The organism is Geodermatophilus maliterrae, from assembly GCF_041018925.1.
In the GTDB taxonomy this organism is placed as follows: Bacteria; Actinomycetota; Actinomycetes; order Mycobacteriales; family Geodermatophilaceae; genus Geodermatophilus; species Geodermatophilus maliterrae.
In genome coordinates this window covers 41,637-56,661 of the sequence record NZ_JBFNXQ010000014.1, presented here as the reverse complement: position 1 = coordinate 56,661, position 15,025 = coordinate 41,637, and the positions used below count along the sequence as shown (strand labels likewise).

13 protein-coding genes are annotated in these 15,025 nt (G+C 75.5%); 3 read left to right on the top strand and 10 right to left on the bottom strand.

Annotated features, from left to right (window positions below):
- Positions 1-104 precede the first annotated feature (104 nt).
- Positions 105-2,246 (top strand): SCO7613 C-terminal domain-containing membrane protein, encoded by a 2,142-nt coding sequence (locus tag ABQ292_RS07015; RefSeq protein ID WP_369204653.1) that lies wholly within the window; start codon positions 105-107, stop codon positions 2,244-2,246.
- Positions 2,247-2,326: 80 nt separating this feature from the next.
- Positions 2,327-4,165: an SCO7613 C-terminal domain-containing membrane protein gene (locus ABQ292_RS07010; RefSeq protein ID WP_369204651.1), complete on the top strand. Its 1,839-nt coding sequence runs from the start codon at positions 2,327-2,329 to the stop codon at positions 4,163-4,165.
- Between the two features lie 24 nt (positions 4,166-4,189).
- Here the strand turns inward: ABQ292_RS07010 and ABQ292_RS07005 are convergent, their stop codons facing one another.
- From ABQ292_RS07005 to ABQ292_RS06965, 9 genes are all read right to left on the bottom strand, one after another.
- On the bottom strand, positions 4,190-5,380 hold the full coding sequence (locus ABQ292_RS07005) for a site-2 protease family protein (protein ID WP_369204649.1): 1,191 nt from the start codon (positions 5,378-5,380) through the stop codon (positions 4,190-4,192).
- Positions 5,381-5,635: 255 nt separating this feature from the next.
- Positions 5,636-6,028 (bottom strand): metal-sulfur cluster assembly factor, encoded by a 393-nt coding sequence (locus ABQ292_RS07000; RefSeq protein WP_204694012.1) that lies wholly within the window; start codon positions 6,026-6,028, stop codon positions 5,636-5,638.
- Positions 6,025-6,507 (bottom strand): Fe-S cluster assembly sulfur transfer protein SufU, encoded by a 483-nt coding sequence (sufU, locus tag ABQ292_RS06995; RefSeq protein WP_369204647.1) that lies wholly within the window; start codon positions 6,505-6,507, stop codon positions 6,025-6,027. The genes ABQ292_RS07000 and sufU overlap by 4 nt, the downstream gene beginning before the upstream one ends.
- Positions 6,507-7,838 (bottom strand): cysteine desulfurase, encoded by a 1,332-nt coding sequence (locus tag ABQ292_RS06990; RefSeq protein WP_369204645.1) that lies wholly within the window; start codon positions 7,836-7,838, stop codon positions 6,507-6,509. The genes sufU and ABQ292_RS06990 overlap by 1 nt, the downstream gene beginning before the upstream one ends.
- Positions 7,839-7,911: 73 nt before the next feature.
- On the bottom strand, positions 7,912-8,715 hold the full coding sequence (gene sufC, locus ABQ292_RS06985; protein WP_369204643.1) for a Fe-S cluster assembly ATPase SufC: 804 nt from the start codon (positions 8,713-8,715) through the stop codon (positions 7,912-7,914).
- A gap of 15 nt (positions 8,716-8,730) precedes the next feature.
- The gene (locus ABQ292_RS06980) at positions 8,731-9,099 is read right to left on the bottom strand and encodes a non-heme iron oxygenase ferredoxin subunit (RefSeq protein WP_369204641.1); all 369 of its coding nucleotides are present in this window, start codon (positions 9,097-9,099) and stop codon (positions 8,731-8,733) included.
- Between the two features lie 2 nt (positions 9,100-9,101).
- Positions 9,102-10,436 carry a Fe-S cluster assembly protein SufD gene (gene sufD / locus ABQ292_RS06975; RefSeq protein WP_369204639.1) on the bottom strand — a complete coding sequence of 445 codons (1,335 nt, stop codon included), beginning with the start codon at positions 10,434-10,436 and terminating at the stop codon, positions 9,102-9,104.
- Entirely contained in the window at positions 10,436-11,878 is a 1,443-nt protein-coding gene (sufB, locus tag ABQ292_RS06970) for a Fe-S cluster assembly protein SufB (protein WP_369204637.1), read from the bottom strand. The genes sufD and sufB overlap by 1 nt, the downstream gene beginning before the upstream one ends.
- Positions 11,875-12,708 (bottom strand): helix-turn-helix transcriptional regulator, encoded by an 834-nt coding sequence (locus ABQ292_RS06965; RefSeq protein ID WP_369204635.1) that lies wholly within the window; start codon positions 12,706-12,708, stop codon positions 11,875-11,877. The genes sufB and ABQ292_RS06965 overlap by 4 nt, the downstream gene beginning before the upstream one ends.
- Positions 12,709-12,972: 264 nt before the next feature.
- Here ABQ292_RS06965 and ABQ292_RS06960 point away from each other — a divergent pair, with 264 nt between their 5' ends.
- Entirely contained in the window at positions 12,973-13,902 is a 930-nt protein-coding gene (locus ABQ292_RS06960) for a COX15/CtaA family protein (RefSeq protein ID WP_369204633.1), read from the top strand.
- Between the two features lie 178 nt (positions 13,903-14,080).
- On the opposite strand, the gene ABQ292_RS06955 is transcribed toward ABQ292_RS06960, so the two are convergent.
- Complete coding sequence (locus ABQ292_RS06955) at positions 14,081-15,001, bottom strand: heme o synthase (protein ID WP_369204631.1); 921 nt, start codon at positions 14,999-15,001, stop codon at positions 14,081-14,083.
- Positions 15,002-15,025 lie beyond the last annotated feature (24 nt).

Sequence of the window (15,025 nt, the reverse complement as noted above, 5' to 3'; positions counted from 1 at the left end):
GCGCGGATCCCGAGCGGTTTGCCGGGTGACCTCCGCGGCACCTGCTGTCCACAGGCAGGGTGGGATCCGTTCCACCGCGCCGCCCGGGGCGTCACCATGCGGCCATGACCTCGACGGACGCACGCTGGGGCCTGCCGTGCCCGGTCTGCGGCACGCCCGCCGCACCGGCGCCCGCACCCTGCCCGACGTGCGGGCTGCCCGCCGTCGGTCAGGCGGCGACGGTCGTCGCGCGGCTGGGCGCGACGATCGAGGAGTTCGCCCGCGAGCGGGACGCGCTCGTCGCGACGCTCCGCGCGGCGGTTCCCGGCCGGGTCGTCACGGCCGCCGGGAGGGCGTCCACCCCGCCTGCCGCGGCCCGGGCGCCATTCCCGCCCGCCGCCCCACCGCCGGTCGCCCCACCGCCGGTCGCCCCTCCCCCGCCTCCCCCGCTCGCGCCGCTCCCGGCACCGCGCCGGCGGATCAGCCCGCAGCAGGTGCTGCTCGGCCTCGGTGCGCTGCTCGTGGTGGCCGCCGCCCTCGCCTTCGTGGCGGTCGCCTGGACCCGGCTCGGGGTGACCTTCCAGGCGGCGGTCATGGCCACCGTCACGGCCACCGCGATGGCGACGTCGGCCTGGACCGCGCGGCACGGCCTGCGGGCCACCGAGGAGGCACTCGCGGCCGCCGGTGCCGCGCTGCTGGCCGTCGACCTCGGGGCGGCGCACGCACGGGGGCTGTGGAGCGTCGACGCGGTGCCGGAGCGGCTGTGGGCCGGGCTCTCCTGCGCGACCGTCGCGCTCGTGGCGCTGGGGCTCGGGCGGCTGACCCGCAGCACCGTCACCTGGCCGGTCGTCGCCCTGCTGGCCGCCCAGCCGGTCGGGCTGCTGCTCCTGCCGGAGCCGGCGGCCGGGCAGGCCGCCGGGGCGGCGGTGGCCCTCGGGACGGCGCTGGCCGACGTCCTCGTGGTGCTGGTCCTGCGCCCGTCGCTGCACCGGCCGGCCCTCGCGCTCGCCGGGCTGTGGACGGCGGTCGGCGCCCTGCGCGGCGTCGGGGTGGCCTGGGAGCTCGGGCCGGTGCAGTCGTGGACCGCCACCGCCGTCCTGGTGACCGCCGGCGCGGTGACCGTCCCCCTCCTGCGCGAGCTCCGGCTCACCTCCGACCTGCGCCGGGTCGCCGCCGGCGCCGCCGGGCTGCCGGCCCTGGCGCTGAGCGGGTCGCTGGCCGGCGCGGGGTCCGCGGGGACGGAGGTGGCCGGGTCCGTGACCGGGGCCGGCCTCGGGCTGGTGCTGCTCACCGCCGCGGTGCCGGTGCGCTCGGCGCCCGCCGTGCTGGCCGGCCTGCTGAGCGGTGGCCTCACGCTGGCCGGTGCCGGCACCGCGGTGCTCGCCGCCGCCGGCCACACCGACCTGCTGGCGCTGCTGCTCCTCGCCGCCGCCGTGCCGGCGACGCTGGCCGCCCTGCTGCGACCGGAGGTCCGCCTCGCGGCGACGGGCACGGCCCTCGCTCTCCCCGGCCTGGCGGTGCTGCTGGCCACCGAGGCCGGGCTGCTGGTCCCCGCGGTCGCGGGCCTGCTCCTCGCGCTGCTCGCCGCGGTGGCCTTCGGCGTGGCCGCGCTCCGGGCGCGGTGGCCCGAGGAGGCGGCCGCGGCCGCGGTCGGCGCGGGCGGCGGCCTGCTGGCGGGCGCGGTCGCCGGCACCGCCGGGGCCTGGGGGCAGGTCGGGATCGACCTCGCCGTCGCCGGGGCGGCCGCCGGCGTCTACGCCGTCGTCGCGCGGCGGCGGCCGGTGGCGGTGCTCGCCGTCGCCGACCTCGTCGTCGCCGGCTGGATCGCCGCGGCCGGGGCCGACGTCCGGACGCCGGAGGTCTACTCGCTGCCCGCCGCCGCCGGCCTGCTGCTCCTCGCGCTGCCGGCGCTGCGGGCACGGGCCGGTTCCTGGGCGGCGGAGGGCGGGGCGGTGGCGGTCGCGCTGGCGCCCTCGGCGATGGTGGTCGTGACCGACCCGACGGCGCTGCGCCTGGTCCTGGTGGTCGCCGCGGCGACCCTCCTGACCGTGGCGGGCACGCTCACCCACCGGCAGGCGCCCTTCGTGGTCGGCGCCGCGACGCTGGCCTTCGTGGTCCTCGGCCGGCTGTCGTCCTACGCGCCGCTGGTGCCGCGCTGGGTCACCCTCGCCACCGCCGGCCTGCTGCTGCTGGTCGTGGGCGCCACCTACGAGCGCCGCCGGCAGCAGGCACGGGAGGCCGTCGCCTGGGTCGCGCAGATGCGCTGACGGCTCCGGGCCGCCCGGCCTGCCCGGGCCGCCGGCTGCCCCTAGCGTGAGGGGCCGGGGGCGACGGGAGGGGGACGGCGATGGCGTCTGCGCCGCGGCCCCCGCTGCCCTACCCCGGGTCGCCGCCGCGCGGGACGGCACCGCCACGCGACCCGGTCGCGCGGCTGCGGCCACCCCAGGTCCTGCTGGCCGTCGGCGTGGTGCTGCTGGTCGCGGCGGGTGTGGCCGGGCCCGCACTGGTCGGTGACGGTGCCGCACGCACCGGGGTCCTCGTGCTCGCGGCCCTGGCCGCGGCGGCGTCCGCGTGGGCGGGGCGCACGCCGCTGCGCAGCACCGAGGAGGCCTGCGCCGCCGCCGCGGCGGCGCTGGCCCTCACCGGCGCCGCCACCGGCGACCGGCCCCTCGACGGCGGTCCGGTACCGACGCTGGTCCTCGCCGCCGTGCTCGTCGGCCTGCGCGTGCTGCGGCCGCGTCCGCTGACCTGGCCGCTCGCCGCGTGGGTCGCCCTGCAGGTCGCCGTGCTGCGGTCGCTGGACCTCGTCGCCGGCGGCCCGCGCTCGGCGCTGCTGCTGGCGGTCGCGCTGACCGGCCTCGCGGTCACCCTCGCCGGGCGCCCGCGGCTGGCCCGGATCGCGCTGCTGACCACCGCGCCGTGGTGGGCGGCCGGGGTCACCGGTGGGCTGGTGAGCGCGGCGACGGACAGCGGCCCGGCGCGCTGGCTGCCGGCGGTGCTCACCGTCGCCGTGGCGGCCGCCCTGCTGCCGGTGCGGCTGGACCGGTCGGTGGGGTCGCTGCTCGGGCCGCCGCGGGCGGTGCCCGTGCTCGCCGGGCTCGTCGCCGGCGGGGCCGTCGGTGCCGCGCTGTCCACCGACGGGCCGGTCCCCCTGCCCCTGGCCGGCCTGCTCGGGGTCTACCTCGTCGCGGTGGCCGCGGCCACGCTGGAGGGCTGGCGCCGGGGCCTGCTGCTGCCCGCGGCCGAGGCGGCCGGGGGCGTGCTCGTCGCCCTGTCGGTGGCGCAGCTGGTCGCGGCCGCGCGGTGGCCGGCGCTGGTCCTGCTGCTGGTGCTCACCGCGCTGCCCGCGGTCGGCGTGGCCGCCGTGCGCCGCGACGAGCGCCCGACCGCCGTGCCCACCGCGGTCGGCTGCCTGGCCGCGGCGGCGCTCCTGGCGGTCCCGGCCGGGCTCCTGGGGACCGCGGCGTCCGCGGCCGCCCTGACCGCGCTGTTCGCCGCCACGCTGGCCGCCCGCCCCGGCATGGCCGCCGACGTCCGCGGTCCGACGGGCGCGGCCGGCGCCGCGTGCGCCGCCACGGCACTCGTCGTGCTCGCCGTCGTCGCGGCCTGGGCACAGCTCGCGCTGCACCTGGCGGTGCAGGGTGCGCTGACCTACGCGTGGGCGAGGCTGCTGGCCCGGCAGCCGGGGACGGGAGCGCGGGACGAGGCCGGGTCCACCAGGCGGGTCGGCGCGGCGCAACTGGTGGCCGCGGCGTGGACCTGCGCGGCGCTGGCCGGGGCGACGACCGTGGAGGCCTGGAGCCTGCCGGCCGCCGCGGGGCTGCTGCTGGCCGCCGGTCCGGAGCTGTCCCGCGGGCCGTCCTGGCCTGCGTGGGGCCCGGGGCTGGTCGTCGCGGCGGCGCCCTCGACCGTCGCCGCGGTGGTGCAGCCGGGCGCCCTGCGGCCGGTGCTGGTGCTGCTGGTGGCCGCGGCGGTCATGGCGCCGGCGGCGCGCGCCGCGCTCCGGGCGCCCCTGGTCACCGGGGCGGCCACCGCCGTCACCCTGGCCCTCGGGCTGGTGGTGGTGGCGCTGCCGCTGCCGCTGGCCGGCGTGCTCGTCGTCGGCACGGCGCTGCTCGTGCTGGGCGCCCGCCGGGAGTCCCACCCGGTCGCTGGGTTCGGCGCGCGGCTGTCGGAGATGCGCTGACCGCCGGTTGCCGGGGGCGGACGGTCAGCGCGGCCCGGGGTCCGGCGTCCGGGTGACGTCGGCCCCGCCACCGGCGGAGGGGTGCCGGCCGGCCGCCGCCAGGTCGGCCAGCTGCAGGGTCCGCGTGACGTCGCTCGGGGACACCACGCCGACCACGCGGCCGCCGTCGAGGACCACCGCCCGCCCGTCGCTGCAGCCCTGCATCCGGCCCAGCAGGTCGAGCAGCGGCTCCTCCGGGCGGGCGGTCGGGATCTCCGACGGCGGACACGCGACGTCGCGCAGCCGCGTCGTCGGCCGGACGTCCGCCGGCACCGACCGCAGCCGGTTGAGGGTGACCAGGCCCACCAGCGCGCCGCCGCGGTCGACCAGCGGGTAGGTGCTGAACCGGTGCACGAGCGCCACCTCGTGCAGGAACTGCTCGACCGGCTGCTCCGGGTCGGCGAGCAGCACCGGGCCGCTCATCACCCGGCCGACCGCCAATCCGCCGAGCCGCGCCGACGCGTGGGCGTGCTGCTCCTCGGCGGTCGCGGCGTTGACCAGGAACAGCCCGATCAGCGCCAGCCACAGCCCGCCCAGCCCGCGGCCGGTGACCAGCTGGAAGGCGCCGAGGGCGACGAGCGCGAACCCGAAGAACCTCCCGGCCCGGGACGCCGTCACCGCGGAGGACCACGGGTCGCCGCGCCGCCACCACAGCAGCGCCCGCAGCAACCGCCCGCCGTCGAGCGGGGCCGCCGGGACCAGGTTGAACAGGGCCAGCGAGACGTTGATGACCGCGAGGTAGTCCAGGACGGCCACGGGCAGCCCCCCGGCGCCGGCCAGCCGCGCCAGGACGGCGGCCGCCATGAACAGCCCACCGAGGACGAGGCTGGTCAGCGGGCCGACGCCGGCGATGCGGAACTCCGCCCCGGGGGTCCGCGCGCCGCCGCGCAGCCGGGCCACCCCGCCCAGCAGCCACAGGGTGATGCCCTCCACCTCCACCCCGTTGCGCCGGGCGACCAGCGCGTGGGCCAGCTCGTGCGCCAGGAGCGAGGCGAGGAAGGCCGCCGCGGCCACCAGGGCGGCGGCCGCGTAGGCCAGCCCGCTGCGGCCGGGCAGGACCAGCGGGAACCGGCCCAGAGCCAGGCCGCCAGCGATGATCAGCACGATCACCAGGACGCTGGCGTTCACGCCGACCCGGATGCCGGCGATGCGGCCCAGGCGGAAGGTCTCGTTCATGCGGTGCTCCTCGAGCGGCGTGGGCGCACAGATCGCTGGCGCACTACCCGGTTGCCCGCCACGGACAACGTCCGTGCCCGGTCCAGGGTGAGCCGGTCCACCTCCGTGGCGACGACGTGCCACGTGCTGCCCCGGACGACGACTGCCCGCGCCCCGGAGGGCGCGGGCAGCGGTGAGGTCGTGACGCGATGGAACGGCCCCTCCGCAGGGCCCCGCCCCGAGCGTGCGAGGGGTGGGGGGCGGAGGGGTCCTTCGTCAGACGCGGAAGCCGAGCGCGCGCAGCTGCTCGCGACCGTCGTCGGTGATCTTGTCCGGGCCCCACGGCGGCATCCACACCCAGTTGATCCGGATGTCGTCGACCAGGCCGGGGCCGGGGCCGCCGGTCAGGGCGGTGCGCGCCTGGTCCTCGATGACGTCGGTCAGCGGGCAGGCCGCCGAGGTGAGCGTCATGTCCAGGATCGCGACGTTGTCGTCGTCGACGTCGATGCCGTAGACGAGGCCCAGGTCGACGACGTTGACGCCGAGCTCGGGGTCGACGACGTCGCGCATGGCCTCCTCGACGTCCTCGAGCAGCGCCGACTTGTAGGCCGGCAGGTCGCCCGGCGCGCCGTCGGTGGCCGGGGTGGCGTTCTCGGTGCTCTCGCTCATGCCTTCTGTCCTCCGGTCGGGATGGCGGGGTCGGCGACCGCCAGAGCGCGGGCGGATGCGTCCTTGAGGGCCATCCAGCTCATCAGCGCGCACTTGATGCGCGCCGGGTACTTCGACACCCCGGCGAACGCCACGGCGTCCTCCAGCTCGTCCTCGAGCTCCTCGGCCACCGCCGCGTCGCCCCTGCTGTGCATGAGGGTCGTGAAGTGGTCACCGGTGCCCAGCGCGTCGGTCACCGAGCGGCCGACCACCAGGTCGTACATCGCCGAGACCGACGCCTGGCTGATCGAGCAACCCATGCCCTCGTAGGACACGTCGGCGATCGTGTCGCCGTCCAGGTGCACCCGCAGCGTCACCTCGTCCCCGCAGGTGGGGTTGACGTGGTGCACCTCGGCCTCGAACGGCTCGCGCAGCCCGCGGCCGTGCGGGTTGCGGTAGTGGTCCAGGATGATGTCCTGGTACATCGACTCGAGCTGCATCAGGCGCGCTCCTCCTCCGGTGTCACCCCGAAGAAACGCTGCGCGGCCCGCACACCTTCCACGAGCGCGTCGACGTCGTCGTACCCGGTGTGCACGTAGAACGTCGCCCGCGTGGTCGCCGGGACGCCGTAGCGCCGGACCACCGGCCAGGCGCAGTGGTGCCCCACGCGCACGGCGATGCCGAGGTCGTCGAGCACCTGGCCGACGTCGTGCGGGTGGATGCCCTCGACGGTGAAGGAGACCGCGCCGCCGCGGGCCACGGTGTCGGGCGGGCCGATCACGGTGACGCCGGGGATGGCCTGCAGCTGCTCGAGGGCGTAGCCGGTCAGGGCCTCCTCGTGCGCCTGCACCCGGTCCATCCCGAGCGCCTGCAGGTAGTCGACGGCGGCACCCAGCCCGATCGCCTGCGCGGTCATCGGGACGCCGGCCTCGAAGCGCTGCGGCGGGGGCATGAAGGTGCTGCCCTCCATGCGCACGACCTCGATCATCGAGCCGCCCGTCAGGAACGGCGGCATCGCGTCGAGGACGTCGTAGCGGCCCCACAGCACGCCGATGCCGGTCGGACCCAGCATCTTGTGGCCGGAGAAGACGAGGAAGTCCGCGCCGAGGGTGGCGACGTCGACCGGCTGGTGCGGCACCGACTGCGCGCCGTCGACCAGCACCAGGGCGCCGACCTCGCGGGCCCGGGCGATGATCCCGTCCAGCGGGTTGATCGTGCCGAGGATGTTCGACTGCTGGGTGACCGCGACCAGCTTCGTCCGCTCGTTGACCACGGTGGCGAGGTCGGAGAGGTCGAGCCGGCCGCCGTCGGTGAGGCCCAGCCAGCGCAGCGTGGCGCCGGTGCGCTCGCACAGCTGCTGCCAGGGCACCAGGTTGGCGTGGTGCTCCATCTCGGTCACGACGATCTCGTCGCCCTGGCCGACGGCGTAGCGGCGGTGCGCCGGGTCCTTGGCCGTGATCGCGTTCGACAGCGAGTACGCCACGAGGTTGATCGCCTCGGTGGAGTTGCGCGTGAACACGACCTCCTCGGCCGGCGCACCGATGAAGGCGCCGATCCGCGCCCGCGCCGACTCGTAGGCGCCGGTGGCCTCCTCGGCCAGCTGGTGCGCGCCCCGGTGCGGGGCGGCGTTGATCCGCTCGTAGAAGTCGCGCTCGGCGTCCAGGACGCTGCGCGGCTTCTGCGAGGTGGCGCCGGAGTCGAGGTACACCAGCCGCTTCCCGTCGCGGACGGTGCGCGTCAGGATCGGGAAGTCCGCCCGGATCGCCTCGACGTCCAGCGGCAGCGGGGCCTCGTGCGCCCCGGTGCCGGGACGCGAGACGGTCTGGGTCACTTCATCTCCTCGCTGGCGCTCGTCGAGGCAGTGCCCCGGGTCGCCTCACTCATGGCGGACCTCGCGAGCTCGGTCACGCTGATGCGACCTCCGCGGCGGCCTTCTCGGCGCTCGCCTGCTCGTTGGAGTCCTTGACGTACGCGGCGTAGCCCTCGTCCTCGAGCTTGGCCGCCAGCTCCGGGCCGCCCTCGTCGACGACCCGGCCGGCGACGAACACGTGCACGAAGTCGGGCTTGATGTAGCGCAGAATCCGCGTGTAGTGGGTGATCAGCAGGACGCCGACGTCACCCTCCTCGCGGGTGCGGTTGACGCCCTCGGAGACGACCCGCAGGGCGTCGACGTCGAGGCCGGAGTCGGTCTCGTCGAGGATCGCGACCTTCGGCTTGAGCAGCCGCATCTGCAGGATCTCGTGGCGCTTCTTCTCCCCGCCGGAGAAGCCCTCGTTGACGTTGCGCTCGGCGAACGCCGGGTCCATCTCCAGGCCGGACATCTCGGTCTTGACGTCCTTGACCCAGGTGCGCAGCTTCGGGGCCTCGCCCTTGATGGCGGTGGCGGCGGTGCGCAGGAAGTTCGACACCGAGACGCCGGGGACCTCGACCGGGTACTGCATGGCCAGGAACAGGCCGGCGCGGGCACGCTCGTCGACGGTCATCGCGAGGACGTCCTCGCCGTCGAGGGTCACCGTGCCGCCGGTGATCGTGTACTTCGGGTGCCCGGCGATCGAGTAGGCCAGGGTCGACTTGCCCGACCCGTTCGGCCCCATGATCGCGTGCGTCTCGCCCGAGCGGACGGTCAGGTCGACGCCGCGGAGGATCTCCTTGGCGTCGTCACCCTCGCCCACGCTGACGTGCAGGTCGTGGATCTCCAGCACGGACACTTGTCTTCTCGCTCCTCAGTTCGCGGCCCGGTCGTCGGCGGAGGCCAGGGGGCGCGTGCCGTCGGCGTGCGTGTCGACGTACACGTCCTCCCCGTCCACGCGGACCGGGTAGACGTCGACCGGCTCGGTGGCCGGCAGGTTGGTGGGCTCGCCGGTGCGCAGGTCGAAGCACGACCCGTGCAGCCAGCACTCGATGGTGGGGGCGCCGCCGAACTCCTCGACGTCGCCCTCGGACAGCGGGACCTCGGCGTGCGAGCAGACGTCCTGGATCGCGTAGACGTCGCCCTCGAAGCGGACGACGGCCACGTCGATGTCAGCCAGCTCGACCCGCAGGGCGCCGTCCTCCGGCACCTCCGAGAGCCCGCAGACCCGCTCGAAGGCCATGGTCAGGCCACCTCGACCGGCTGCTCGTCGAGGGCGGGCAGCGCGCCCAGGCGGGTCTCGATCGAGCGCATCAGCCGGTCCTGCAGCTGGGGCAGCCCGATCCGCTGGACGACGTCGGCGAAGAAGCCGCGCACGACCAGGCGGCGGGCGGTCTCGGCGTCGATGCCGCGCGAGCAGAGGTAGAACAGCTGCTCGTCGTCGAACCGGCCCGTGGCGCTGGCGTGGCCGGCGCCGACGATCTCGCCGGTCTCGATCTCCAGGTTGGGCACCGAGTCGGCGCGGGCGCCGTCGGTGAGCACCAGGTTGCGGTTGAGCTCGTAGGTGTCGGTGCCGGTGGCCGCCGGGCGGATCCGGACGTCGCCGATCCACACCGTGCGGGCGCCCTCGCCCTGCAGCGCGCCCTTGTAGAGCACGTTGCTGGTGCAGTTGGGCACCGCGTGGTCGACCCAGAGCCGGTGCTCCTGGTGCTGGGTCTCGTCGGAGAAGTAGACGCCGAACAGCTCCGCCGTCCCGCCGGGGCCGGCGTACTGCACGTTGCTGACCAGCCGGACGAGGTCGCCGCCGAGGGTGACCACGACCTGGCTGAAGGAGGCGTCGCGGCCGACGACGGCGTCGAACTGCCCGCCGTGCACCGCGCCGGGCGCCCACTCCTGCACCGACACGACCTTCACCTGCGCGCCGTCGCCCACGAGGACGGCGACACCGCCGGCGTAGCGGGCCAGGCCGCTGTGGTCGAGGACGACGGTCGCCTTCGCGAACGCGCCGACCTCGACGACGAGCTGGCCCCACACGACCTCGCCCGGGTCGCCCGGGCTGCCGGTGCCGGCCAGGCCGAGGACGACCGGCCGGTCCAGCTGCACCTCCGCGGGCACCCGGACGACGGCCGCGCCGCCACTGCGCTGGCGGGCCAGCGCGGCGAGCCGGTCGACCGGCTCGGGCAGGCCCTTGAGCAGCGGGTCGTCGGCGTCGACGCTGGTGAGCTCGACACCGTCGGGCAGGTCGGTCGTCCAGGTCAGGTGCGCGTCGGACGGGGCGCCGTCGAGCAGCGGACGGACGCGGCGCATCGGGGTGAAGCGCCACTCCTCCTCCCGGCCGGTGGGCGCGGCGAAGGCGTCCGGGTCGGTCGAGGTGAACCGCTCGGACGGCGAGCCGGTGGGGACCGGCCCGCCGTGCGAGTGCGCACCCGGCGCGGCCTGCCCAGCGCTGCCGGTGCCGGCGGCCGGGGTGCTCGGCGGGCCGGCCTGCGCACCGACGCCCTCGGCGAACAGCTCGCCGGCGAGGGTGGCCGACTCGGTGGTGAGGCCGGTGGTGTTGGCGGGGGTGGTCTCTGCCGACATCAGCCGACGGCACCTTCCATCTGCAGCTCGATCAGGCGGTTCAGCTCGAGGGCGTACTCCATGGGCAGCTCGCGGGCGATCGGCTCGACGAACCCGCGCACCACCATCGCCATGGCCTCGTCCTCGGACAGACCGCGGCTCATCAGGTAGAAGAGCTGGTCCTCGCTGACCCGGGAGACGGTCGCCTCGTGGCCCATCGACACGTCGTCCTCGCGGACGTCGACGTAGGGGTAGGTGTCCGACCGGCTGATCGTGTCGACCAGCAGGGCGTCGCACTTGACCGTCGACTTCGAGCCGTGGGCACCCTCGTCGATCTGCACGAGGCCGCGGTAGGACGTCCGGCCACCGCCGCGGGCCACCGACTTCGAGACGATGGTCGAGGAGGTGTGGGGGGCGGCGTGCACCATCTTGGCGCCGGCGTCCTGGTGCTGGCCCTCGCCCGCGAAGGCGATGGACAGGACCTCGCCCTTGGCGTGCTCGCCGGTCATCCAGACGGCCGGGTACTTCATGGTGACCTTGGAGCCGAGGTTGCCGTCGATCCACTCCATGGTCGCGCCCTCGTGGGCGATCGCCCGCTTGGTGACCAGGTTGTAGACGTTGTTCGACCAGTTCTGGATGGTCGTGTACCGGCAGCGCGCGTTCTTCTTGACGATGATCTCGACGACCGCGGAGTGCAGCGAGTCCGACTTGTAGATCGGCGCGGTGCAGCCCTCGACGTAGTGCACGTAGGCGCCCTCGTCGACGATGATCAGCGTCCGCTCGAACTGGCCCATGTTCTCGGTGTTGATCCGGAAGTAGGCCTGCAGCGGGATCTCGACCTGCACGCCCTTGGGCACGTAGATGAACGAGCCGCCCGACCACACCGCGGTGTTCAGCGCGGCGAACTTGTTGTCGCCGGACGGGATCACCGTGCCGAAGTACTCGCGGAAGAGCTCCGGGTGCTCCTTGAGGGCGGTGTCGGTGTCGAGGAACAGGACACCCTGCTCCTCGAGGTCCTCGCGGATCTTGTGGTAGACGACCTCGGACTCGTACTGGGCCGCGACACCGGAGATCAGCCGCTGCTTCTCCGCCTCGGGGATGCCCAGCTTGTCGTAGGTGTTCTTGATGTCCTCGGGCAGCTCGTCCCACGAGGCGGCCTGCGCCTCGGTCGAGCGCACGAAGTACTTGATGTTCTGGAAGTCGATGCCGGACAGGTCCGAGCCCCAGTCGGGCATGGGCTTGCGGCCGAAGAGCTTGATGGCCTTGAGGCGGCGCTCGAGCATCCACTCGGGCTCGCTCTTGAGCGCCGAGATGTCGCGGACGACCTCCTCGGACAGACCCCGCCGGGCGGTGGACCCGGCCACGTCGGTGTCGGCCCAGCCGTACTGGTAGCGGCCGAGCTGGTCGATCTGCTCGTCCTGCGTCAGCGGCGTGCCGGCCACCGGCTGCTGCGTGCTGGTCATGCGGGCGTCCTCTCCCGGTCGTTCGTGGGGGTGGTGCTGGTGGACGGTGCGGTGCGCGGGACCCGCGCTGCTCGCTCACCTGGTACAGGGCCCGCGGCCAGGGATCTGTTCCCCCCGCGGGTGTGGTCCGGGCCGCTGCCGGCCGGCCCGTTCCCCGGCCGTCGCGGGCCGGGGATGTGGGTGGTGCAGACGCCGTCGCCGTGGGCGATGGTGGCCAGGCGCTGGACGTGCGTACCCACCAGCCGGCCGATCACCGCCGTCTCGGCCTCGCACAGCTGCGGGAACTCCGCCGCGACGTGCGCCACCGGGCAGTGGTGCTGGCAGAGCTGCCCGCCGCCGGAGATCGCCGAGGCCGAGGCAGCGTAGCCCTCGGTCGTGAGCGCCTCGGCGAGTGCCTGCGCCCGGTCGACCGGGGCGCCCGCGGCGCGGGCGACGGCGTCCGAGGCGCGCTGCTCCAGCCCGGCGAGCTGCGCCTCGGCGACGGCGCGGACGGCGTCCGGCCCGCCGGAGGCGGCGACGTAGCGGAGCGCGGTGAGCGCCAGGTCGTCGTAGGCGTGCCCGAACCCGGAGCGGCCGGCGTCGGTGAGGTGGAAGCGCCGGGCGGGCCGGCCCCTCCCCCGGTGCGCACCCGACGTCGCGCGCTCCTCGACCCGCCCGCGCGCGGCCAGGGCGTCGAGGTGGCGCCGGACGGCGGCCGGGCTGATGCCCAGCCGGCCGGCCAGCTCGCTGGCTGTCTGCGGACCGTGCTCGAGCAGCAGCGCGGTCACGCGGTCGCGCGTGCGGACGTCGTCGGCCCGCACCGTCCCCACCTGCGCCGCGTCGCTTTCCACAACACGATTGTGACCTATATCGGGGGGCCCGCAAGGAAGGTGCACCTAACCCGGACCACCCGTCCCCGTCCCGGACCGGGCAGTGGAAGGACCCCGTCCCCCTCACTCCTCGCGAGCTCGGGGCGAGCCTCCGGACGGGGCCGTGGGGCGGGTCGCACTCGGCCCCGCTGCAGCGTCCCGCCGCGAGCGTGGGAGCGGGGCAGCGGGGACCTTCCTCGCTCCCGGCGAACAGGACGCGCCCGTCCGCGCGGCTAGCATCGGGACGTGCAGGTCACCCCCTCGCTCGTCTCGCGGGTCGCCCTCGTCAACCTGGTCGCGAACGGTGCGATCGTCGTCACGGGCGGGGCCGTCCGGCTCACCGGTTCCGGCCTGGGTTGCCCGACGTTCCCCACGTGCACCGAGGAGAGCCTGGTCACCACGCCCGAGATGGGCGTCCGCGGGGTCATCGAGTTCGGCAACCGCACGCTGACCTTCGTGCTCGCCGCCGTGGCCCTGGCCGTGGTCGTGGCCGTCTGGCGGTCGTCCCGCCGCGACCTGCGCCCGCTGGCCCTGCTCAGCTTCCTGGGCATCCCGGCCCAGGCCGGCCTCGGCGGGGTCACGGTGCTCACCGGACTCAACCCGTGGACCGTCGCCGCGCACTTCCTGATCTCCACGGTGCTCATCGCGATCGCGACCGTCCTGTGGCTGCGGTCGCGGGAGCCCGGCGTCGGCCGGCCGCTGGTCCGCCGTCCGCTCGCCCTCCTGGTCCGGGGCATCGCCGCGGTCACCGCCGCCGTCCTGGTGCTCGGCACGCTCGTGACGGGCAGCGGGCCGCACAGCGGCGACGTCGACGAGGACGACGTCCCGACCGGCGATCGCATGGGCTTCGACCTGGAGACGATCAGCCAGGTGCACGCCGACGCCGTCTTCCTGCTGGTCGGCCTGACCGTCGCGATGCTGGTGGCGCTGCACGCCACCGACGCCCCCGGCCGCGTCACGCGCGCCGCGCGCGACCTGCTGGTCGTCCAGCTCGCCCAGGGGCTGGTCGGGTTCGTCCAGTACTTCACCGGGCTGCCGGTCGTGCTGGTGCTCCTGCACATGCTCGGCGCGGTGCTGGTCACCGTGTTCACGGCCCGGCTGGTGTGGTCGGTGCGCGGGCCGGCGAGCGAGCAGCCGCTCGACACCGCCGCCGTCCGCGCCACCGCCACCCGCTGACGACACCGCGGCCGGGCGACCGTTCCCTGGCGCGCTGAGCCCCCCGCACCGAGATGCGCCCGAGCGCGGTCATCCGGGTCCGAGGACGACGCTGCGCCGCATCTCGACGGACACGACGGCGGCCCCGTCCCGGGCCCGCCACGGGGCCTGCGCGCGGTGGGGGTGAGGGGGTCCTTCCTCAGACGAGGACGTCGACGATGATCGCGACGGAGAGCAGCGCCATGTAGCTGATCGAGATGTGGAACAGCTGCATCGGGCGGGTCTCGTCGCCGCGGCGGATGCGGCCGAGCAGCCGGTGCGCCTCGACGACGAACCAGACGCCCAGCGCGGCGGCGGCGGCGGTGTACAGCGGCCCGATGCCGATCGAGGCACCGACCGGCCAGAGCAGCAGCGAGACCGCGACGGTCAGCCAGGTCCAGGCGACGGTCTGCCGGCCCACCGACAGCGCGGTCGCGACGACCGGCAGCATCGGGACGTCGGCGCGCGCGTAGTCGGTGCGGAACCGCATGGCCAGCGCCCAGAAGTGCGGCAGCTGCCAGCAGAAGACGACGCCGAAGAAGACCACCGCCGGCCAGGCGAGCGAGCCGGTGACCGCGGCCCAGCCGATGAGCACCGGCGCGGCCCCGGGCACCCCGCCGAACAGCGTCGAGTGCCGGGTGTGCCGCTTGAGCACCATCGTGTAGACGACGGCGTAGTAGGCGATCGCCCCGGCGGCCAGGAACGCAGCCAGCGGCGTCGTCGCCAGGTACAGCAGGGCGACCGACACCACGCTGAGCACCAGGCCGAAGAGCAGCGCGGCGGGCGGCGTGACCTCGCCCGTCACCAGGGGCCGCCGCTCGGTGCGGTGCATCAGCCGGTCGATGTCGCGGTCGTACCAGCAGTTGAGGACGTTGGCCGCCCCCGCCGCCAGGGTCCCGCCCGCCATCGTGGCGCCCAACAGGCCCCACGACGGCCAGCCACCGGCCGCCAGCATCATCGCCGGCAGGGTCGTGACGAGCAGGAGCTCGATGATCCGCGGCTTGGTCAGCGCCACGTAGGCCCGCAGGACGGCGGGCAGCCGCCGGGCGGAGACGACCGGTCGCTCGGAGATCGCCGTCACCGGGCGGTCTCTCCCGTGCGCGGG

Excerpts from the sequence above, each read along its gene's own strand:
- ABQ292_RS07015 (WP_369204653.1), top strand. The coding sequence starts at position 105 with ATGACCTCGACGGACGCACGCTGGGGCCTGCCGTGCCCGGTCTGCGGC.
- ABQ292_RS07010 (WP_369204651.1), top strand. The coding sequence starts at position 2,327 with ATGGCGTCTGCGCCGCGGCCCCCGCTGCCCTACCCCGGGTCGCCGCCG.
- ABQ292_RS07005 (WP_369204649.1), bottom strand. The coding sequence starts at position 5,380 with ATGAACGAGACCTTCCGCCTGGGCCGCATCGCCGGCATCCGGGTCGGC.
- ABQ292_RS07000 (WP_204694012.1), bottom strand. The coding sequence starts at position 6,028 with ATGAGCGAGAGCACCGAGAACGCCACCCCGGCCACCGACGGCGCGCCG.
- sufU (WP_369204647.1), bottom strand. The coding sequence starts at position 6,507 with ATGCAGCTCGAGTCGATGTACCAGGACATCATCCTGGACCACTACCGC.
- ABQ292_RS06980 (WP_369204641.1), bottom strand. The coding sequence starts at position 9,099 with ATGGCCTTCGAGCGGGTCTGCGGGCTCTCGGAGGTGCCGGAGGACGGC.
- sufD (WP_369204639.1), bottom strand. The coding sequence starts at position 10,436 with ATGTCGGCAGAGACCACCCCCGCCAACACCACCGGCCTCACCACCGAG.
- sufB (WP_369204637.1), bottom strand. The coding sequence starts at position 11,878 with ATGACCAGCACGCAGCAGCCGGTGGCCGGCACGCCGCTGACGCAGGAC.